The sequence below is a fragment of the Rhodovarius sp. genome, assembly GCF_040399605.1.
Classification (GTDB): Bacteria; Pseudomonadota; Alphaproteobacteria; order Acetobacterales; family Acetobacteraceae; genus Rhodovarius; species Rhodovarius crocodyli_A.
Map to the genome: position 1 here is coordinate 17,328 of NZ_JBBARU010000026.1, position 18,799 is coordinate 36,126.

Here is an 18,799-nt window from a genome sequence, read left to right on the forward strand (position 1 = left end):
GCCCCATGCCCATGCAAGCCGACGAAATCGCAGGCTTCATCAAATCCGCCCTGCCCGATGCCGAGGTCATCATCAAGGACCTCGCCGGCGATGGCGACCATTACGCTGCCCATGTCACCTCCGCCGCCTTCAAGGGCCTGCCCCGGGTGCGGCAGCACCAGATGGTCTATGCCGCCCTGCAGGGCCGCATGGGCGGTGCGCTGCATGCGCTTGCGCTCACCACCGCCATTCTTGAATAATCATCCTCCCAGCAAGGAAATAACCATGTCCGAGAACCCCGTCTTCGACCGCATCAAGGCCGAGATCGATGCCAGCCCCGTCACCGTCTTCATGAAGGGCACGGCGGTCTTCCCCCAATGCGGCTTCTCCGCCCGCGTGGTGCAAATCCTCTCCCACCTCAACGTCCCGTTCAAAAGCGTGAACGTGCTTGAGGACGCCGAAATCCGCGAAGGCATCAAATCCTACACCAATTGGCCCACCATCCCGCAGGTCTATGTGAAGGGCGAATTCGTCGGCGGCTGCGATATCGTGACCGAGATGTTCCAGGCCGGCGAATTGCAGAGCCTGATGGAAGAAGCCGGCGTCACCGCGAAAGCGTAAGCGCCGCCCAGAGCATGCGCGCTGCCGCCAATGTGGCGGCGCGCAACTCGCCATCCGAGGTCAACTGCCGCCGATCCGCCGCCGTCAGCAAAAACCGCAAATTGCTCTGAGGCGCATTAAAGCCGGCAATAATCCGCGCCGCCGGCACGCCAATTGCGGCAAAATTCGCATGGTCGCTATTGGGCATCAGTGGCTCATGCACCGCGAGCGAAGGCCAGGCGCCGCGCAAAAATTCCGGCAATTCGGCAAAGCCGCTGGTCAGCGCGGTAAGCTGGCCGTGCCCCGCCACAGAATCGAGATTGAGGTTCATCCGCATCCGCGCCAGCCGCTCGGCCGGCTGCGCGGCCAGCCAGGCGCGGCTGCCCGCCAGCGCCCATTCCTCGGCGCCGAACAGGCAAAGCATCAACCCATTCTCACACCCCGCCACATGCGGCGCCATGGCCCGGGCCAGACACAGCGCGGCAGCCACTCCGGTCGCATTGTCCAGCGCACTCTCGCCCAGCGCATGCCCGTCCAGATGAGCGCTCAGCACCACCATCCCAGAGGTTCGGCCGGGCATCTCCATCACCAGATTCGGCGTCTCAGCCGGGTGGTCCTCAGCCGCGATGGTGATCCGCACCCGCCCGCCCGAGGCCAGCAAGGCCGCATCCTCAACACCAATGCCCAGCCCCGGAATCCCCGCCCCGCCATTGCGCCCCGAAGACCCAGAAACCGGCCCCACCCCCGGCTCAGGCTGCACCACAAAAACCGCCCCCGCTCCGGCCTGAGCGGCCGCCGCCAGCTTCACCCGCCGATGCACGGTATGGGTGGCGAAGGGATATTCATGCCGCACCATGGCAGCCAGCCCCGCCATGCCCCCCGCCGGGCCAAACTGCCCCGGCGCGCCACGCCCCATATCGCTCGTCTCCAGCACCAAATCCTCACAGGCCATGGTCCCCAGCAGCGGCACGGCATGGATCAGCCGGCCGCTCGGCTCATGCACCACCCGCGCCTCATGGCAGGTCCAACCCGCATAGGAGGATGGCTCATTGCAGACCGTGCCGATCGCCGCCATCCGAATCGCGGCGAAGGTGAAGGCGCTCGCCGCGCTGTCACTGCCCGCCTGCCGCCCCCCGGCATCGCAGAGCGCGTTGAAATCGCTCCACAGCAGCGGGTCGGCGGTGATGCCGTCGAGAATCTGCTCCAGGCTCATTGCGGGCGAATATTCTGGCTGCGCACCAGGTCCGAAATCCGTGCAAGGTCCGCGCGAATCAGCGCCGCCAGCGGTGCCGGGCCAGTGGCGCGCGGCAGCACGGCCAGGGCATCCATCCGCGGCATGATCTCAGGCGCGGCCATCACGCCACGCAACGCCTCGGCCAGCCGGGCAATGGCGGCGGGCGGCATGCGTGCGGGCCCGAGCAACCCCCACCAATGTTCGTTGATCAGATCAATCCCCTGCTCGCGCATGGTGGCGACATCGGGCAGCACCGCCAGCCGCTCACTGCCCATCACCCCCATCGCGCGCACCTGCCCGGCCTGCATCTGCGGGAAGGCCGAGGCCAGCGTGACAAAGACCGAATTGACATTGCCCGCCGCCAGATCCTGCATGGCCGGCCCACCGCCGCGATAGGGAATATGCGTCAGCCGCGTGCCGGTGGCGCGCTGGAACAACTCGCCCGAAAGATGGCTGGAGGCACCCACCCCACCCGAGCCATAATTCAGCACCTCAGGCTGGGCGCGGGCGAGAGCGGCGAATTCGGCGGCATTGCGGGCGGAAAGCTCCTTCGCCGCGAACATCATCAAAGGCGCCACACCGATCAGCGAAATCGCCGCAAAATCAGCCAAAGGATCAAAGGAGAGCCGCTCCTGCAACGCCGGAAAGATGGCGAAGGGCAGGTCCGCCAGCAACACGGTATAGCCATCCGGCGCCGCGCGGGCGACGAATTCCGCCCCCAGCATGGAGCCTGCGCCAGCACGGTTCTCCACAATCACCGGCTGGCCGAGCGCGGCCTGCAGCCCAGGTTGGATCAGCCGCCCCAAAGTGTCCGAAGAACCGCCAGGGGCAAAGGGCACCACAATGCGCAACGGCCGCGCGGGCCAGGCCTCCTGCGCCAAAGCGGGCGCGGCCAAGGCGGGCGCGGCCAAAGCGGCCCCCACCAAAGTGCCCAAGGAGCGGCGCTGCATCACGCCTCCTCCACCCCACACCAATCGGCGATGAAACTGGCCATCGCAAGCGTCGTCGTCTGCAGATGCTCCAGATGGGTGCGCTCATCAAAGGCATGCGCGCCCTCGCCCTTCGGCCCGTAGCACAGGCCGGGAATGCCAAAATACAGCCCATAAAACCGGGTATCATTCACCGCTGTGGTGATGCGCGCGGGCATCTCACCGCCAAAGGCGCTGCTATGGGCAGCCGCGAGCACCGCCTCAGCCTCGCTGCCCGGCTCCAGCACATAGCCATCGGCCAGAAAGCCATGCCAGGTCAGTTCGGGCGGGTTATTGGCCATGAAATGATCCGCCCGCGCGGCAGCGGCCACTGCAGCCTCCACCGCCTTTTGCACCACCGCCACATCCCGCCCCGGCAGCAGGCCGATGCGACAATCCACCTCGCACCAGGCGGGGGTGGAACTCGCCCAGTCACCGCCACGGATGATCCCTGGGTTGAATTTGATCGGCGCCTCGATGCCCTTATACCAGGGATGCTGGGCAGCGGCCTTATTGGCCTCGGCCGTATGGGCATAAAGCGCCTGGATGAGCTGATAGGCGCTCATGATCGCATTGCTGCCGGTCTGCGCCACCGCAACATGCACCGGCACCCCCGCCACCCGCAGCCTAAACCACAGCGTGCCGGTATGGGCGCGGGTGATGGTGCCGCCGGTGGGCTCAGGGATCAGCGCCGCATCGGCGCGATAGCCGCGCAGCAGCGTCGCCAGCGCACCATTGCCGGTGCTCTCCTCCTCGGTCACCGTCTGCACATGGATATCAGCGCAGGGCCGCAACCCCGCAGCCTTAAGCGCATCCATGGCGAAGAACATGGCCGAGACGCCCGATTTCATGTCATGCGCCCCGCGGCCATAAAGCCAGCCATCCTGAATATGCGCGGCATAGGGCGGGTGGCTCCACATCGCGGTGGGCCCTTCCGGCACCACATCAATATGGCCCTGCATGATGAGGCTGCGGCCCCGGCCATGGATCATGCCCTCGCCCGCAGCACCATCGCGCGCGCGCAGCGTGCCAACCACCTGGATGGAGCCCGCAGGGTCCACATCCACCATAGGGCTCGCCTTGGGGTGGCCTTCCAGCGGCACATCGGCCAGCGAAAAGCGATCCACCCACCATCCCCGCGCCGCCATCTGCCGGGCGAGGAAATCCTGCAAAGGCGCTTCATTGCCCCGCAGGCTGGGAAACCGGACGATATCGGCCAGAAAACTGGTCTGCGCGGCGAAATTGGCGGCAATGGCAGCGCGCAGGCGCTCAGGAATCGCGGGTTGTGTCATGCCCTAGCTTGGCGAGAGGATGGCCCGGCGGCAACCAGCCCCGAGCCGGCGCCGCTGGCAAATAACGCGCCCCCGCGCGCCATTCGCAAACAGCGCGCGGCGGCAGCCTCAGCTGCGCGGTGTCGCGGTATTCCCCGCCGAGGCCGGCTGGCCGTTGCTGCGCGGGGTGCCATTGGCGGGGTTGGGGGCCGCCGCGGCGCGGTTGGCGTTGCGCGCAGGCGGGGCGGCGCAGGCCGGCGGCTCATAGACCTGGGTGATCTGCCGCTGCTGCGAAAGCTGCGCGAGTTGCTCACGGGTGGTCACAGCCAGCGCCTGCGGAAAGAGCTGCGCCTGGTTGGAGCAGAATAGCGAGCCCTGGCTGATGCCGGTCTGGCTATGGCCATTGGCGGTATTGGTGATGTAGGCGTCGATCTGCCGCTGCCAGGCATTGCCGGCCACGCGGCGGAAATGCCGCTGCACGTCGTTATAGGCGCCGGTCAGCACCGCGCGGTTCTGCGTCACGAAGCGGTTATATTCATCGGTCTGGCTGCAGGTCAGCGCCAGCACCATCAACTGGCTTTGCAGCGCGCGAATATCAAAGCCCGGCTTCTCGGTGGGCTGCATGCATTGGGCAAAAGCGGGGGTTGCCAGGCTGGCGGCTAGAAGGCCGGTCATCATCGTGCGGAAGGGCGACATGGGCGCCTGATCTCCAAATCTGTGGGTGTCTCGGACAGGTTTTCTACAGTCAGAATCGTGCCGCGCGAAGCCCCAACAAAATCAAGCCTTTTCAAGTCTCTGCAATCAAGTGCCAGGATGGCACCGTAACATTCAGCTCCCCCGGCGGGGAATAATCCGGTGCAGCCGCGCATGATCAGCCAGCCGCCTGTCGAGGAATTCCAACGTCATGGCCAAATCCGGCGAGGGGTCACGCAACCAAAAGGCCAAGGTCGCGCCATAAATCGCAGCCAGGGTGGCGCGGCGGGTATACCATGAGAAATCAGCGCTCTTATCCCCCGCCGCATACCACATCGCACTCACCGTCGCCCCCGCCAGCCGGGCCGAGAGCGGCGCATGCCAAGGCAGGGCCAGCAGGGCCAGTGCATCACGCAGCGCCGCCTTATGCGGCTGCGCCTGTTCCAGGCGAATGGCGATGACGCGGCGGATTCTCGCCGGCACCTTCAGCCCCTCCAGCCCCTCTGCCGCCGCGGCCTCGGCCATGCGCCGATCCGCCAGCGCCGACCAGGCGGCGATCGCATCGCGCACCCCACGCGGAAAAGCGCTCTCGGCCAGCGCTGCATCCCCCGCCGCCTCGGCCAGGGCACGGCTCGTCCATCCCAGATGCGGGATCAGCGGCAGCAGGCGGTCGATGATGGCGTCATGCGGGTCGGTCATGGGTCTTGGTTCCTGGCCAATTCCTCGGTGAAGCCGAGGCGGGAGAGGTCGGTCATGCGCATCGGATATAGCACACCATCAAGATGGTCCTGCTCATGTTGCATCACCCGCGCGGCCAGGCCCTGCGCGGTGCCCTCAATCACCTGCCCCGCCATGTCCAGGCCGCGAAAGGCGATGCGGCTGGGCCGTGTCACCTCGCCACGCAGGCCGGGGATGGACAGGCAACCCTCGAAATAAGGCTCGGCCGGCCCCTCCAGCGGGGTGATCTGCGGGTTGAAGATCGCCGCCACCCCATCATCAACCCGCCAGACGAAGAGCCGCAGCGAGCGATAAACCTGCGGCGCCGCCAAGCCCAGCCCATTGGCATCCTCCATCGTCTCCACCATATCGGCGACGAGTCGGCGCATCTCGGCTGTTGTGGGGTCTGCCACCGCCTCGGCGATGCGCAGCAAAACGGGGTGGCCCAGGCGGGCGGTCTTCAGAATGGCCATGAAACCCATGTAGTGCGGTCAATTCCGCGCGAAAGGGCTTTACCCGCTGCCATAAAACTGTCTACACAGCTTCCAGCAGGCGACGCGGTCGGTTTCCGGCCAGCGGCGCTTCTTGTCTTTCCTATTCCTTTTGATCCATCGGAGTGATCGCTGCGTGCAAGTCGTCGTTCGGGACAACAATGTTGATCAGGCGCTCAAGGCGCTCAAGAAGAAGCTGCAGCGCGAGGGCGTGTTCCGCGAGATGAAGCTCCGCAGGCATTTCGAAAAGCCGAGCGAACGCCGCGCGCGTGAGGCGGCAGAGGCCGTTCGCCGCGCCCGCAAGGTGGAGCGCAAGCGCCTGGAGCGCGAGGGTTTCTAATCCAAACCCGGGCCGTTTATGGCCCGGTTTCTTATTTTAAAAGGGGGGCAGCCTTTTGGTTGCCGCCCTTTTTCTGTTTGCCCCCCCTCAGTACACCTCCTGATAGAGCGCAATAATTTCATCTGCCGAGGGCACGGCCGGGTTATTGCCCGGGCTGCCGCTGGCCAGCGCCTGCGCCGCCATGGTGGGCAGCAGCGCGTTCCACCGATCGGCATCAATGCCCCAGGCGCCGGGCCGGGGCACATGCAACTCGGCATTGAGCGCCTCCAACTCCTCCAGCAGCTTGGCGCCGGCCACTTGGTCGGCATCACTCTCCCGCGCCACACCCATGCAGCGCGCCGCCTGAGCATAGCGCGGCAGCGCGGCTGAAAGCCCATAGCGGGTGACGGCGGGCAGCAGCATGGCGTTGGAGAGCCCATGCGGCACATGGAAATGCGCGCCAATCGGCCGGCTCATGCCATGCACCAGCGCCACCGAGGCATTGCTGAAAGCCAGCCCCGCCAAGGTTGCGCCCAGCATCATGGCCTCCCGCGCCGCCAGATTGCCGGGCTCCTTATAGACGGTGCGCAGATTGGGCCCGATCAGCCGCATCGCCCGCTCGCCATACATGTCAGACACCGCAGTCGCGCGCTTGGAGACATAGGCCTCCAGCGCATGCGAAAAACTGTCAATCGCCGTATCGGCCGTGGTGCGCGGCGGCACGGTGAGCGTCAATTCGTAATCGACAATCGCCGCCAGCGGCAGCGCGCCCAGCCCGGCGATGAGCATTTTCTCATCATTGGCGGTATCGGTGATAACGGTGAAGCGCGTGGCCTCACTGCCCGTGCCCGCGGTGGTGGGGATGCAGATCACCGGCGCCGCAGCACGGTCCGCCGCATGCGGCGCCTTTTGGCTGCGGATATGCCCGCCCACGGCGGCCAGAATGGCAATGGCCTTGGCCGTGTCCATCGGGCTGCCGCCGCCAAAACCCACAATGCTGTCGTAATCCCCGGCGCTGAAAACCGCGACGCCAGCCTCGACCACGGTATCGGTCGGGTCCGGCACCGTGTCGGAAAACACCGCCACCGCAATCCCCGCCGCGCGCAGCGGCGCCAGCGCCTTCTCCACCGTGCCGGAACTCACCATCCAAGGGTCCGTCACCACCAGCGGGCGAGAGAGGCCATGCGCCGCCAGCACCTCGGCCAGGCGGGCGACGGTGCCCGCACCCACCAGGATGGAGCGGGGGGAGACGATGTTCAGAGCCATGGGTGTTTCCTTTGGGCGAGGGAAAATTATTACAGGTAAGCGTTGGGGGAATGAATTCCCCCAAACCCCCTTCTTTTATTTTTATCTATTGGGAATAACCCCGGCAGCCAGCGCCAATAAACCAAAAATAAAAGAAGGGGGTCCGGGGGAATTCATTCCCCTGGTTAAACCCACTTAAAAGTAGGCGGCGCAATCTTATCAACCGGCCGATGCGCCCAATCCTGCTCCGTCGCCCGCCCGACAATCCGCTTCTGCGCCTCCGCCAAATTCGCCGCCGCCGCCTTGAAATCCATCGTCATCACCTGGCCATCGGCCACGACCTTCTCGCCATCAATATAGACATCCTTCACCGCCCGATCGCCCGCGGCATAAATCAGCGAGCGCACCGGGTCATGATTGGGCTGCATCCGCGGATGGGTGGCATCCACCACCACAAAATCGGCACGGCAGCCCGGCGCCAGCCGGCCAATATCATCGCGCCCCAAGGCCCGCGCGCCGCCAATCGTGGCGGCATCGAAGACATCGGTCGTGCTCATCGTGCGCGGATCATTGGCCTGGGTCCGCGCCAGATAGGCCACCAGGCGCATCTCATCGAGCATGTTATGCGGGTAAGTATCCGTCCCCACGCCCAGGTTGACGCCGCCTCGCTTATAGCGGCCGAAATCCTTCATGGTGATGCCGCGCCGGGCAAAAACGGTCGGGCAATGCGCCACCGTGGTGCCGGTATCGCGCAGGATCGCCAGATCATTCTTGGTGTGCCAGGGCGTGGAGGGATGGTCATCGAGGAAAATCCCATGGCCGATCACCGCCCGCTCATCCAGCAGCCCCATCTCGTGCAGCCATTGGATGGGGGTAAAGCCATGCCGGCGGGTGATCTCATGGAACTCCACCACCGATTGCGCGGCATGGATCTGCCAGGACAGCCCCCGCCCCCTCGCCTCAGCGCGTGAATCCCGCAGCAAGCCAGGCGCGCAAGTATCAATCTGCGCCGGGCAGGCCATGCCGAAAAGCCGCCCCGAGGGATGCTGCTCGGCGCGCTGGATCAGCGTAAACGCCTCCTCCATTGCCTTCTCGCCAGCCTTTTCATCCCACTCATATTCCACCACATGGCCATTCTTGGTGAACCAGCGGGCAGAGCGGAACATCGGCGCGATGCACACCCGCATCCCCGCCTCGGCCAGCAAATCAAGCCAGCCAGGATGGGCGATGGACAGATCCGCCAGCGTCGTCACCCCGCTCAGCAGCAATTCCGAAAGCGCCACCCGCACGCAATCCGGAATTGCCTGCGAATCCGAGCGAAAAATCGGCATATATTCATAGAGCGATGAATTATACAGCCCCGGCGAGCCGATCTCATCGATCAGCCCCTTATTCATCGGCTCAGAAGTCGGGTGCGAATGAATATTCACCAAGCCCGGCATGATGAGCTGCCCACGGCCGGACAACTCCACATCCGCCTCGCCATCATAACCACGGCCAACAAAGCTCAGCACCCCGTCGCGGAAGGCGACATCGCCGCCGGGCATATAGGCGTGGCGCTGTTCGGAAGCATCCCAGGCAACGACGAGCTCAGCGTCGCGGATCACGGTCACGGTCATATCAGCGCACCCTCACATCAAGGCCTCGGTTGGCCCGCGCCCATCATCCATCACGCCGCCGTCGTACCGCAAGATCGACCACCAGCAGCAGCGTGGTGAAGACAATCAGCAGCATCGCCACCGCCGCCATGATCGGGTCCTGGTTCTCATTGATCCCATCCCAAATCCGTCGCGGCAGGGTGAAAACATCGCGCGAGGCAATGAACAGCACAATCACCAATTCATCCCAGGAATGGATGAAGGCAAAAATCGCCCCCGAGACAATACCGGGCATGATCCGCGGCAAAATCACCCAGGCCAGCACCTGCCGCAGCGAGGCCCCCATGCCCCGCGCCGCCTGCTCCAGCCGCACATCAAAACTGGCCAGCGCGGTGGAGACGGTGATGACCACATAGGGAATCCCCGTCACCCCATGGGCAATCACCACACCGGCAAATCGGTCCAGCAAATCCCACCAGCCGAAATACCGATACAGCCCAATGGCATAAACAATGCTGGGCACGATCAGCGGCAGCAGCATCAGCGCGCGCAGCAATTCCGTGGCGCGGCGATTGATCCGCCAGGCGGCAATGGCAAACAGCGTGCCAGCACTGACCGCCAAAATGGTCGAGGCACAGGCAATCCAAAAACTCTGCGCAATCGAGGCGAACCATTCACCCGAGGCAAACAGCGCCGCGTAATGCCGCAGCGACAACCCCTCATGCGGCAGCGAGAGAAAGCGCTGATCGGTCATCGAGACCGGCAGGATAATGAACAGCGGCAGCACCAGATACAACGCCGTGGCCCACCCCAAAGCGCGCCCAAACCGCCCCGGCGAATATCCCCCCTCCATGCTCACGCCCCCCCAAAAAGGCGGCGCATATTCACCACGCGGGAGAATACCGCGAGCGTGACCAGGATGGTCACCACCAGCAGCGTGGCCATCATCGTGCCCAACCCCCAGCGGATGAGGTCAAGGATCTGCAGCGAAATCCACTCCGCCACCATCAGCGTCTTGCCGCCACCCAGAATGGCCGGGGTGATGTAAAAGCCCAGCGAAAAAATGAACACCAACACCCCCGCCGCCACCACGCCGGGCATCGAGAGTGGCAAAAACACCCGGGCAAACACCTGCCCGCGCGAGGCCCCCATGCCCCGCGCCGCCGCCAGCAGCCGCGGCTCAATCTCGCGCATCGAGGCCAGCATGGGCAGCACCGCATAGGGCACCATGTAATGCACCATGCCCACGATGATGCCGAATTCATTCCACACCAATTCCAGCGGCTCGCTGATCACCCCCGCCCCCTGCAGCGTCTGATTGATCAACCCCTGCCGCCGCAGCAGCGTCACCCAGGCAAAGGCGCGCACCAGCACCGAAATCCACAGCGGCACCAGCACGCACAGCAGCCACCAGCGCCGCGCGCGCTCGCTCGCCAGGGTGATGGTGTAGCTGAGCGCATAGCCCAGCAGCAGCGCCAGCACCGTGGTGATGCTGCAAATCCGCAGCGTGGTGATGATGACCCGCTGCACCGAAAGATTGGTGCCAATCCGTTCGTAATTCGAAAACCCCGGCGAGGGCTCCAAAAAGGAAATCGCCAGCACCTGCAAAATCGGCGTGACGTAGAACACGCTCAGCAGCAGAAACGCCGGCAGCAGCAGCGCATACCACCCCGCCTCACGCCGCATCATCATCATCCACAAGGGTCGGGGCATCGGCGGCCCAACCCAGGCGCAAGGCCGCGCCAATCTCGGGCACAAAAGGCGCCCGCCAGGCCGGAAGATGCACCCGCAACACCCCCAGCGCCGTCTCCACCGCCAGCGAGAATCCAGCCCCCAGATAAGACCAGGCGGAGATCACCCCCTCAACGATATTATCCGCACTCTCCTCAGCCCCCAGAGCCGCAATCTTCTCCGGCCGCAGCGAGAGCAAGACCGCAGCCCCCAGTCCCGGCCGGGGGCCATCCACCACCTGCCGCAGCCGCAAGCCGGCCACCTGTACCCCCAGCCAGCCGCCACCCAATTCGCGCACCACGCCCTGGAAGAAATTGGATTTGCCCAGAAAATCCGCGACGAACCGGCTGCGCGGGCGCTCATACAGCGCCGCCGGCGCACCCTTCTGGATAATCCTTCCATGGTTGAGAATCGCCACCTCATCGGAGAGCGAAAGCGCCTCCTCCTGGTCATGGGTGACATTGATGAAAGTGCGCCCCACCCGGCGATGCAGCGCGCGCAACTCCTCCTGCAACTCCGCCCGCAGCTTCTTGTCCAAGGCCGAGAGCGGCTCATCGAGCAGCAGCAATGCGGGGTCAAACACCAAGGCGCGGGCCAGGGCCACACGCTGCTGCTGCCCGCCCGATAATTGCTTCGGCAATCGATCAGCAAACCCGGTCAACTGCACCAAATCCAGCGCCGCGCGCAGCTTCTCGTCGCGCTCCGCCCGCCCCTGCCCGCGCACCCGCAGCGGGAAGGCGATATTCTCCGCCACACTCATATGCGGAAACAGCGCATAGCCCTGAAACACCATGCCAAAGGCGCGCTTCTCCGGTGGCAGGCCAGTGATGTCCTGCCCATCGAGCAACAGCCGCCCGGCGCTGGGTTCGGTAAACCCGGCAATCATCATCAGAATGGTGGTCTTGCCCGAACCCGATGGCCCGAGCAGCGTGAGGAAACTGCCGCGCTCCACCGCAAGGTCAGCCCCCTCAACCGCCACAAAGCTGCCATAGCGCTTGGCCAGGCCGCGCAATTCGAGTGCGGCGCTCAATCCCGATAGCCCGGCTGTTCGCGGTCCAGCTTGCGCTTGAGCGCCTGCCAGGGCAGCCAGCCCTTGTCATGGCTCACCTTGAATTGCTCCGCCGTGCGCTCCACCACCCGGGCCGGCGGCAGCGAGAGGGGCGCGCCGGTGGATTGCGCCGAGACCTGAATCCGGCAGGCCATCTCCAGATAATACAGCCAGTAAAACGCCTCAGCCACGCTGCGCCCGGCGGTCAGCAACCCGTGATTGCGCAGCACCATGCAGGGCTTATCACCCATATTCGCAACCAGCCGATCCCGTTCGGAGAGGTTGTCATCGGCAGCGATGCCCTCGTAATCATGATACGCCACCCGGCCGTGAAACTCGGTGCTGATCTGGTTCAGCGGCAAAATCCCCCCGGTCTGCGCCGCCACCGTCATGCCCGCCAGGGTATGGGTGTGCATCACGCATTGCGCATGCGGCGCTGCCCGATGCAGCGCGGAATGGATCACAAAACCCGCCGGGTTCACCGGCCAGGATGTGGCTTGCAAGGGCTCACCCTCGGCATCCACCTCCACCAGTGAAGAGGCGGTGATCTCCTCAAACAGCATGCCATAGGGATTGACCAAAAACCGATGCCCCTCGCCCGGAATCCGCACCGAGAGATGGGTGAACACCAGGTCAGTCATGCCGAAATGCGCCACCAGCCGATAGGCGGCGGCCAGATCCTCACGCAATTCGCGCGCGCTGGGCACATGGTCTTCAGGGGGTGGTTTTGGCAGCATGTCAGTAGCCCAGATCGGGGTTGTAGATTTTCTCAGGCCACCGCCCGGCCTCGATGCCGGCGATGCAGGCAGCCACCCATTCGGCCCGCTCGCGCCGCGGCGGCAGGCTCGCCACATGCGGTGTGATGGTGAGCCTCTCCGCCGCCCAAGCCGGGTGGCCCTCGGCCAGCGGCTCCGGCTCAAACACATCCAGCACCGCGCCGCCCAGCAGCCCCTCCTCCAGCGCCGCCAGCACATCATCCAAATTCTGCTGCGCCCCCCGCCCGGCATTGATCAGCATGGCACCGCGCGGCAGTTTTTCGAAGAGCGGCCGCGCCAGAATGGCGCGCGTGTCAGGCGTATCCGGCAACAGACAGACCAGCAGGTCACTCGCCGCCAGAAAATCATCCAACGCCCCCTCGCCCACATAATCCTTCACGCCAGGCAGGCACTTGGCACTGCGTGACCAGCCATGCACCGCAAAGCCCAACCCCTGCAGCATAACAGCCGCCCGGCTGCCCATCACGCCCAGGCCCATCACGCCAACCCGCGTCTCACCCGCGCTGGCACAATCAAAATAATCCCAAGCCCCCCGCGCCTGGGCCAGCGCCATCCGCCGCCCCTGGCGCAGCACATGCAGCGCCGCCCAGCAAATATATTCACCCATCCGCTGCGCCGCACCCGCCGGAATCATCCGCACCAGCGGCACATGGCGGGGAAAATCCGGGTCGCGCACGATCAAATCCACCCCCGCACCCGCGCCAAAAATGCAGCGCAGCCCGGGCATGGCCGCCAGCCGCCCCGGCTCAGGGTCCCATACCAGGGCGAAATCCACCTCGCCCGGGTCGCCCATCTCATCCCAGAAGCGCACATCCAAGCCAGGCGCGACCTCGGCAAAACAGGCCCGCCATTCCTCGAACCCGGCGGCGGCGCCGGATTTCACCACCAGCCGGCTCACCCGGTGATGGTGTCCAGATAATCCTGATTGGCCTGCTGGTAATTCGCCCCCCACCATTGGCCATTGAGCACCACCTGCTGGCGCTCATTCGCCGGGTCGGTCGGGTTATTGGCCTTGAGCTCGGCTGGCACCTGGGCGGCGGCGGCGGGGTTGGTAGGCCCATTGCCCAAAAGGCCGAGCAAGCCAACCTGCGCCTCAGCATTGGCCAGCATGGCGCCCAGCAGCCGCTGCGCATTCGCCCCCCCCAGATTGCCGCGCGGAATGACGAAAATACCCGCCTGCAACAGCCCCTGATTCCAGATGAACTTGATCCGCCCATTGCTCTCGCGGTTCAGCACGGTGGCGCGGGTGTGCCAGATCTGGCCCATCACCGCCTCGCCGGTGCGCAAAAACTGCTCGCTCTCACTGCCCGAGGACCAAAACACCGTGTTGCGGCGAATCTCCGCCACCCGGCGCAGCGCCGCGCGGGTATCAATCGGATAAACCTGGTCCGGCGCGCGCCCCAGCGACATCATCGCCGCATCCAGCGTGCCCAGCGCATCGCGCCGCAGCAGACGCTGCCCAGGGAAGCGCCGCAAATCCCAAAAATCCGCCCAGGAGGTGGGCGCGGTGGGGAATTTGCTGCTGTCATAAGCCAGCACCGAACTGAACGAATAAGGTGCGGCGCCATATTCCAGCGCAAAACCCGGCCCTATCACCTTGGTGCGGTCGATAATGCCGTAATCCATCTTGGTCAGCAGGTTCATCCCCCCCAGCAGATAGGCGGAACTGGCCGAGCTATCACACAAATCCCAGGTCACCCGCCCGCTCTCCACCATGGAGCGAATGCGCCCGGCCGAGGGGCCGGTGCTGTCCTGCGTCACCGCAAGCCCCGGATTGGCAGCGGTAAACGGCGCGCCATAAAACCGGCCAAACCCGTCATTGGCCAGGCCGCCCCAATTCACCATCACCAGCGGCCGCCCCGCTTGCGCCTGCGCCAACCCAGCCGGCGCCCCCAGCGCCGCCAGCCCGGCCAGCCAAGCCCGCCGGCTGATCTCCCCCTGGGCCAGCCGCCGGCCGAGCAACTCCACGCAATCCTGTTGGAAGCTTTGCGCCATGAAATCTCTCCAGATGACAAACCGGCCTTGCAAGAACCGCGCCGGGCGGTGGAAGCTGACACCGAGCCACGCCGATTGGGAAGCCCCGCATGTCCATTCTCGCCGCCGATTTCAAAGCCCGCCCCTGGTGGTGGGAGGCCGCAGCACCCGTGCAGCGCGACAATACCCTGCCCGCCGAGGCCGAGGTGCTGGTGGTGGGCGGCGGCTATGCCGGGCTCTCGGCCGCCCTCACCCTCGCCCGGCTCGGCCATGATGTCACCGTGATCGATGCCGAGCGCATCGGCTGGGGCGCCTCCAGCCGCAATGGCGGCATGGTCTCGGGCGGGCTGAAAGTCGCCCGCGGCCCGCTGGAGAAAACCTATGGCCCCGCCCGCGCCATGGAGATCATGAAGGCCTGCGGCGGCAGTTTCCCCTTCATCGAGGAGACCATGATCCGCGAGGGGATCGAGGCCGATTACAAGCGCGTGGGCCGCTTCGTCGGCGCATGGACGCCGGGGCATTACAAGGTGCTGGAGAAAAGCGCCGCCCGCATCGCCGAAATGTCCGCCCTGCCCACCACCATGATCCCGCGCGAAAACCAGCGCGAATTCATCGGCAGCGACCATTATCATGGCGGCATGCATGCTGAGGCGACCGGCAGCCTCCATCCCGGCAAATACGCCCGCGGCCTAGCCGCCGCGGCCGAACGCGCGGGCGCGCGCTTGGTCGATGCCACCCGGGTCAGCCGCATCGAGAAGCAGGCTGCCCAATTCCGCGTCACCACCGATCACGGCGTGGTCACGGCCAAACATGTGCTCACCGCCACCAATGGCTATTCGCACAAGGGCCCCAACCCCTGGTTCGCCCGGCGGATGGTGCCACTCGCCAGCTACATCATCGCCACCGAAGAACTCCCCCCAGAACAGATCGAACGCCTCTTCCCCAAACAGCGCATGCTCAGCGACACCAAACTGGTGCTGAATTATTTCCGCCCCTCGCCCGATGGCCGCCGCGTGCTCTGGGGCGGCCGCGCCAGCTTTGCGGCCGAGAGCGCCGAACAGGCCGCACCACGCCTGCACGCCACCATGTGCGAGGTCTTCCCCGAATTGCGCGAGGTGAAGATCACCCATGCCTGGACCGGCAATGTCGCCTTCACCTTTGATCACCTTCCCCATATCGGCGTGCAGGATGGGGTGCATTATGCCGGCGGCTGCCAGGGCTCGGGTGTGGCCATGGCCACCTGGCTCGGCCATAATGTGGCGCTGAAAATCGCCGGCGCGGCCAATGAAAAATTCGCCCTCGACGACCTGCCCTTCCCCACCCGCCCCTTCTATAGCGGCGACCCTTGGTGGTTCATGCCGTTGATCGGCAATTGGTATCGCCTGAAAGACCGCATCGAGCGCATGGCGGCATAACCACCCGCCCAGCCTTGCCTCCACCGCATGATCGCTGCACCGGGCTAGACCAGGCAGCGTTCACTGCGCATGTTCCAGCCATTGCTGTGAGAATGATTCAGCATCTTCCGCGATTCCGCTACAACGCATCATGCTTTAGGCTCACGGCGATAACCGCCCCCAGGGAGAATACACCCATGCAACGCCGCATGCTCATTACCGCCGCCGCCGCCCTTCCCTGGGCCGCCCAGGCCTTGGGCTTCACGCCGCAAAATGCCGAATGCATCGCCCCCGCGGCCCCCGGCGGCGGCTTTGATGTCACCTGCCGCCTCACCACCCGGATGCTCTCCGAACTCAACCTCGTGCCCAGCCCCATCCGCACCCAGAACATGCCCGGCGGCATCGGCGCGGTGGCCATCAACCACATCAATGCCCAGCGCCCGACGGACCCCAATGTGCTCATCGCCTTCTCCACCGGCTCATGGCTGAACATGGCCCAGCGCCGCTTCGGCCGCTTCGCCGAAAATGATGTGCGCTGGATCGGCGCGGTCGGCGCCGATTACGGCGTCATCGCCGTCAAGCGCGACAGCCGCTTCCAAACCCTGGCCGACCTCGTGGCCGGCATGCGCGAGGGCATCTCCAACATCCCCGTGGGCTCCTCCGGCGCCGTGGGCAGCCAGGATTGGACCAAGGTGGCCCTCATCGCCCGTGCCGCCGGGCAGGATCCGCGGCGGATGCGCTATGTCCCCTTCGAAGGCGGCGGGGCCGCTATGGCGGCGCTGCTGGGTGGCCATACCCAACTCTTCCCCGGCGACGCCTCGGAAATCCGCGGCCAATTGGAGGCAGGCGAAATCCGCCTGCTCGCCGTGCTCGCCCCCCAGCGCCTGCCCGGTTTCCTCTCTGTGGTGCCCACCGCGAAGGAACAGGGCGTGGATGTGGAATGGCCGATCATCCGCGGCTTCTACGGCCCGCCCCGCATGCCGGACGCCGCCTACGAATACTGGGTCGATGTGCTCCGCCGCCTCCACGCCCATCCCGCCTGGCCGGAGGCGCGCGCCGCCCAGGGTATGTTCGAATTCAACATGGTGGGCGCCGAATTCGCCGCCCTCGCCAAGCGCCGCACCGAGGAATACCGCGTGCTTGCCCGCGATGTCGGCCTGATCCAACCCACACAATGATCGCCGCCGACCGCATTCTGGGCGCGGCGCTGATCGCCCTCGGTGCGGTCAGCGCATACGCGGCCATGCAGTTGGAAGTCCCCTTCGCCGCCGACCCGCTGGGCCCCAGCCCCTTCCCCACCGCCATCGCCATGCTGCTGGCGCTCTGCGGCCTGGGGATGCTGCTGCGCCCCACCGATGGTTTTTCGCCACCCGAAAGGCGCATCGCACCGCCGCTATTGGTGCTGGCCATGCTGGGCTACGCCTTGCTGATGCTGCCGCTGGGCTTCATGCTGGCCACCGCGCTGATGGCCACCACCGTGGCGCTACTCTTTGGCGCCCGCCCCCCGGCCGCGCTCCTGGTCGGCATCACCACCGCCATCACCCTCTGGCTTCTCTTCGACAAGTTGCTCGACCTGCCGCTGCCCAAGGGGATTTTGCCGCTGTGATGGATGTCTTCGCAGCGCTCGGCGGCGGCTTCGGCGTGGCCCTGCAGCCAGGCAATCTGCTGCTGGCCTTCATCGGCTGCATCCTCGGCACCGCCATTGGCGTGCTGCCCGGCATCGGCCCGCTCAATGCCATCGCCCTGCTGCTGCCCTTCTGCCTCGCCCTGCGCCTGCCACCGGAAAGCGCCCTCATCCTGCTGGCCGCGGTCTATTACGGCTCGGGCTATGGCGGGCGGATCACCGCCATTCTGCTGAACATGCCCGGCGAACCCTCGGCCGTGCTCACCACGCTCGATGGCCACCCCCTGGCCAAACAGGGCCGCGGCAGCGCAGCGCTCGCCATCTCCGGCATTGGCAGCTTCGTCGGCGCCACCTTCTCGGTCATTGCCATGACCTTCCTCTCCGTACCACTGGCCAAACTGGCCGTGGCCTTCTCCCCGGCCGATTACGTGGCCCTCATCGCCTTCGCCCTCTCCCTGCTGGGTGCCGTGAGCGACGGCCCGGCGGTCAAAGCCTGGGCCGCCGGCTGCCTGGGGCTGCTGCTGGCCATGGTCGGCGTGGATAGCGGCACCGGGGTGGAGCGCTTTACCCTGGGCTCCCTGGAATTGCTCGGCGGCATCGATTTCACCGTCCTCGCCATAGGCCTCTTCGCCATCGGCGAAATCCTCCTCCTCATCGAAACCCGGCTGCGCAGCGAGGCCGCCAAACTCGGCGGCGGCGCCAAACTCTCGCTGCGTGAGGTGCTCTTCTGCACCCCCGCCATGCTGCGCGCCACCGGCATTGGCTTTGTCATCGGCGTGCTCCCCGGCGCTGGCGCCTCCGTCGCCTCCGCCCTCTCCTACACCGCCGAAAAACGCCTGAACGGCGCCCAGGGAAAATTCGGCCAAGGCGATCTGCGCGGCGTCGCCGCCCCCGAGACGGCCGACAACGCCGCGCAGATCGGCAATCTCGTGCCCATGCTCTCCCTCGGCATCCCGGGCTCGGGCACCACCGCCGTGCTGCTCGGCGCGCTGCTGATGTACAATATCACCCCCGGGCCTTTGCTCTTCGAACAGCGCCCCGATGTCGCCTGGGGCCTCATCGCCTCGATGTATATCGGCAATGCCATGCTGCTGCTGCTGAACCTGCCCCTGGTGGGGGTTTTCGCCCGCCTGCTCA

The 18,799-nt window shown here is 65.5% G+C and carries 21 protein-coding genes; 7 read left to right on the forward strand and 14 right to left on the reverse strand.

All coding sequences use genetic code 11. The annotated features are described in order from the left end of the window. Window positions 1-5: 5 nt before the first annotated feature. Together ABWP84_RS09010 and grxD are read left to right on the forward strand one after the other, a co-directional pair. Window positions 6-239, forward strand: coding sequence for a BolA/IbaG family iron-sulfur metabolism protein (locus ABWP84_RS09010; protein ID WP_353211690.1), 234 nt, complete (start codon window positions 6-8; stop codon window positions 237-239). 25 nt (window positions 240-264) lie between these two features. Continuing rightward, window positions 265-600 carry a Grx4 family monothiol glutaredoxin gene (grxD, locus tag ABWP84_RS09015; RefSeq protein ID WP_353211691.1) on the forward strand — a complete coding sequence of 112 codons (336 nt, stop codon included), beginning with the start codon at window positions 265-267 and terminating at the stop codon, window positions 598-600. Here grxD and ABWP84_RS09020 read toward each other — a convergent pair. The 6 genes from ABWP84_RS09020 to def form a co-directional block, all read right to left on the reverse strand. Next, entirely contained in the window at window positions 584-1,792 is a 1,209-nt protein-coding gene (locus ABWP84_RS09020) for a M28 family peptidase (protein ID WP_353211692.1), read from the reverse strand. The genes grxD and ABWP84_RS09020 overlap by 17 nt on opposite strands. Further along, window positions 1,789-2,763: a tripartite tricarboxylate transporter substrate-binding protein gene (locus ABWP84_RS09025; protein ID WP_353211693.1), complete on the reverse strand. Its 975-nt coding sequence runs from the start codon at window positions 2,761-2,763 to the stop codon at window positions 1,789-1,791. The genes ABWP84_RS09020 and ABWP84_RS09025 overlap by 4 nt, the downstream gene beginning before the upstream one ends. Continuing rightward, the gene (locus ABWP84_RS09030; protein WP_353211694.1) at window positions 2,763-4,073 is read right to left on the reverse strand and encodes an ArgE/DapE family deacylase; all 1,311 of its coding nucleotides are present in this window, start codon (window positions 4,071-4,073) and stop codon (window positions 2,763-2,765) included. The genes ABWP84_RS09025 and ABWP84_RS09030 overlap by 1 nt, the downstream gene beginning before the upstream one ends. 108 nt (window positions 4,074-4,181) lie before the next feature. After that, window positions 4,182-4,748 (reverse strand): hypothetical protein, encoded by a 567-nt coding sequence (locus ABWP84_RS09035; RefSeq protein WP_353211695.1) that lies wholly within the window; start codon window positions 4,746-4,748, stop codon window positions 4,182-4,184. 132 nt (window positions 4,749-4,880) lie between these two features. Further along, window positions 4,881-5,444 carry a COQ9 family protein gene (locus ABWP84_RS09040; RefSeq protein ID WP_353211696.1) on the reverse strand — a complete coding sequence of 188 codons (564 nt, stop codon included), beginning with the start codon at window positions 5,442-5,444 and terminating at the stop codon, window positions 4,881-4,883. Beyond that, entirely contained in the window at window positions 5,441-5,935 is a 495-nt protein-coding gene (def, locus tag ABWP84_RS09045) for a peptide deformylase (protein WP_353211697.1), read from the reverse strand. Before def ends, ABWP84_RS09040 begins: the two co-directional genes overlap by 4 nt. 154 nt (window positions 5,936-6,089) lie before the next feature. On the opposite strand from def, the gene rpsU reads away from it, so the two are divergent. Then, window positions 6,090-6,293 carry a 30S ribosomal protein S21 gene (gene rpsU, locus ABWP84_RS09050; protein ID WP_160121065.1) on the forward strand — a complete coding sequence of 68 codons (204 nt, stop codon included), beginning with the start codon at window positions 6,090-6,092 and terminating at the stop codon, window positions 6,291-6,293. 87 nt (window positions 6,294-6,380) lie between these two features. On the opposite strand, the gene ABWP84_RS09055 is transcribed toward rpsU, so the two are convergent. The 8 genes from ABWP84_RS09055 to ABWP84_RS09090 all read right to left on the reverse strand — a co-directional run bounded on the left by ABWP84_RS09055 (window position 6,381) and on the right by ABWP84_RS09090 (window position 14,665). Next, a complete protein-coding gene (locus ABWP84_RS09055) occupies window positions 6,381-7,538 on the reverse strand; it encodes an iron-containing alcohol dehydrogenase (protein ID WP_353211698.1) in 1,158 nt (385 codons plus the stop codon). A gap of 164 nt (window positions 7,539-7,702) precedes the next feature. Continuing rightward, entirely contained in the window at window positions 7,703-9,136 is a 1,434-nt protein-coding gene (locus tag ABWP84_RS09060; protein WP_353211699.1) for an amidohydrolase family protein, read from the reverse strand. Between the two features lie 43 nt (window positions 9,137-9,179). Further along, a complete protein-coding gene (locus tag ABWP84_RS09065) occupies window positions 9,180-9,902 on the reverse strand; it encodes an ABC transporter permease (RefSeq protein ID WP_353211700.1) in 723 nt (240 codons plus the stop codon). Between the two features lie 68 nt (window positions 9,903-9,970). Continuing rightward, entirely contained in the window at window positions 9,971-10,828 is an 858-nt protein-coding gene (locus ABWP84_RS09070; protein WP_353211701.1) for an ABC transporter permease, read from the reverse strand. Further along, complete coding sequence (locus ABWP84_RS09075) at window positions 10,791-11,876, reverse strand: ABC transporter ATP-binding protein (RefSeq protein WP_353211702.1); 1,086 nt, start codon at window positions 11,874-11,876, stop codon at window positions 10,791-10,793. Before ABWP84_RS09075 ends, ABWP84_RS09070 begins: the two co-directional genes overlap by 38 nt. Continuing rightward, a complete protein-coding gene (locus ABWP84_RS09080) occupies window positions 11,873-12,631 on the reverse strand; it encodes a class II aldolase/adducin family protein (protein ID WP_353211703.1) in 759 nt (252 codons plus the stop codon). The genes ABWP84_RS09075 and ABWP84_RS09080 overlap by 4 nt, the downstream gene beginning before the upstream one ends. Before the next feature lies 1 nt (window position 12,632). Beyond that, window positions 12,633-13,568, reverse strand: coding sequence for a glyoxylate/hydroxypyruvate reductase A (locus ABWP84_RS09085; protein ID WP_353211704.1), 936 nt, complete (start codon window positions 13,566-13,568; stop codon window positions 12,633-12,635). Then, on the reverse strand, window positions 13,565-14,665 hold the full coding sequence (locus tag ABWP84_RS09090; RefSeq protein ID WP_353211705.1) for an extracellular solute-binding protein: 1,101 nt from the start codon (window positions 14,663-14,665) through the stop codon (window positions 13,565-13,567). Before ABWP84_RS09090 ends, ABWP84_RS09085 begins: the two co-directional genes overlap by 4 nt. A gap of 89 nt (window positions 14,666-14,754) precedes the next feature. Between ABWP84_RS09090 and ABWP84_RS09095 the strand changes: the two genes are divergently transcribed. From ABWP84_RS09095 to ABWP84_RS09110, 4 genes are all read left to right on the forward strand, one after another. Beyond that, window positions 14,755-16,059: an FAD-binding oxidoreductase gene (locus ABWP84_RS09095; RefSeq protein ID WP_353211706.1), complete on the forward strand. Its 1,305-nt coding sequence runs from the start codon at window positions 14,755-14,757 to the stop codon at window positions 16,057-16,059. A gap of 176 nt (window positions 16,060-16,235) precedes the next feature. Next, a complete protein-coding gene (locus ABWP84_RS09100; RefSeq protein WP_353211707.1) occupies window positions 16,236-17,216 on the forward strand; it encodes a tripartite tricarboxylate transporter substrate-binding protein in 981 nt (326 codons plus the stop codon). After that, the gene (locus ABWP84_RS09105) at window positions 17,213-17,644 is read left to right on the forward strand and encodes a tripartite tricarboxylate transporter TctB family protein (RefSeq protein WP_353211708.1); all 432 of its coding nucleotides are present in this window, start codon (window positions 17,213-17,215) and stop codon (window positions 17,642-17,644) included. The genes ABWP84_RS09100 and ABWP84_RS09105 overlap by 4 nt, the downstream gene beginning before the upstream one ends. Continuing rightward, window positions 17,644-18,799, forward strand: a 1,156-nt coding sequence (locus tag ABWP84_RS09110) for a tripartite tricarboxylate transporter permease (protein ID WP_353211709.1), incomplete at its 3' end; no start/stop codon positions are given. The genes ABWP84_RS09105 and ABWP84_RS09110, both read left to right, overlap by 1 nt.

Bases quoted from the DNA above. Each gene is read 5' to 3' on its own strand.
- ABWP84_RS09105 (WP_353211708.1), top strand. From the start codon at position 17,213: ATGATCGCCGCCGACCGCATTCTGGGCGCGGCGCTGATCGCCCTCGGT.
- ABWP84_RS09080 (WP_353211703.1), bottom strand. From the start codon at position 12,631: ATGCTGCCAAAACCACCCCCTGAAGACCATGTGCCCAGCGCGCGCGAA.
- ABWP84_RS09090 (WP_353211705.1), bottom strand. From the start codon at position 14,665: ATGGCGCAAAGCTTCCAACAGGATTGCGTGGAGTTGCTCGGCCGGCGG.
- def (WP_353211697.1), bottom strand. From the start codon at position 5,935: ATGGCCATTCTGAAGACCGCCCGCCTGGGCCACCCCGTTTTGCTGCGC.
- ABWP84_RS09025 (WP_353211693.1), bottom strand. From the start codon at position 2,763: ATGCAGCGCCGCTCCTTGGGCACTTTGGTGGGGGCCGCTTTGGCCGCG.
- ABWP84_RS09100 (WP_353211707.1), top strand. From the start codon at position 16,236: ATGCAACGCCGCATGCTCATTACCGCCGCCGCCGCCCTTCCCTGGGCC.
- ABWP84_RS09030 (WP_353211694.1), bottom strand. From the start codon at position 4,073: ATGACACAACCCGCGATTCCTGAGCGCCTGCGCGCTGCCATTGCCGCC.
- ABWP84_RS09095 (WP_353211706.1), top strand. From the start codon at position 14,755: ATGTCCATTCTCGCCGCCGATTTCAAAGCCCGCCCCTGGTGGTGGGAG.
- grxD (WP_353211691.1), top strand. From the start codon at position 265: ATGTCCGAGAACCCCGTCTTCGACCGCATCAAGGCCGAGATCGATGCC.
- ABWP84_RS09010 (WP_353211690.1), top strand. From the start codon at position 6: ATGCCCATGCAAGCCGACGAAATCGCAGGCTTCATCAAATCCGCCCTG.
- ABWP84_RS09020 (WP_353211692.1), bottom strand. From the start codon at position 1,792: ATGAGCCTGGAGCAGATTCTCGACGGCATCACCGCCGACCCGCTGCTG.
- ABWP84_RS09055 (WP_353211698.1), bottom strand. From the start codon at position 7,538: ATGGCTCTGAACATCGTCTCCCCCCGCTCCATCCTGGTGGGTGCGGGC.
- ABWP84_RS09060 (WP_353211699.1), bottom strand. From the start codon at position 9,136: ATGACCGTGACCGTGATCCGCGACGCTGAGCTCGTCGTTGCCTGGGAT.
- ABWP84_RS09035 (WP_353211695.1), bottom strand. From the start codon at position 4,748: ATGTCGCCCTTCCGCACGATGATGACCGGCCTTCTAGCCGCCAGCCTG.
- ABWP84_RS09070 (WP_353211701.1), bottom strand. From the start codon at position 10,828: ATGCCCCGACCCTTGTGGATGATGATGATGCGGCGTGAGGCGGGGTGG.
- ABWP84_RS09040 (WP_353211696.1), bottom strand. From the start codon at position 5,444: ATGACCGACCCGCATGACGCCATCATCGACCGCCTGCTGCCGCTGATC.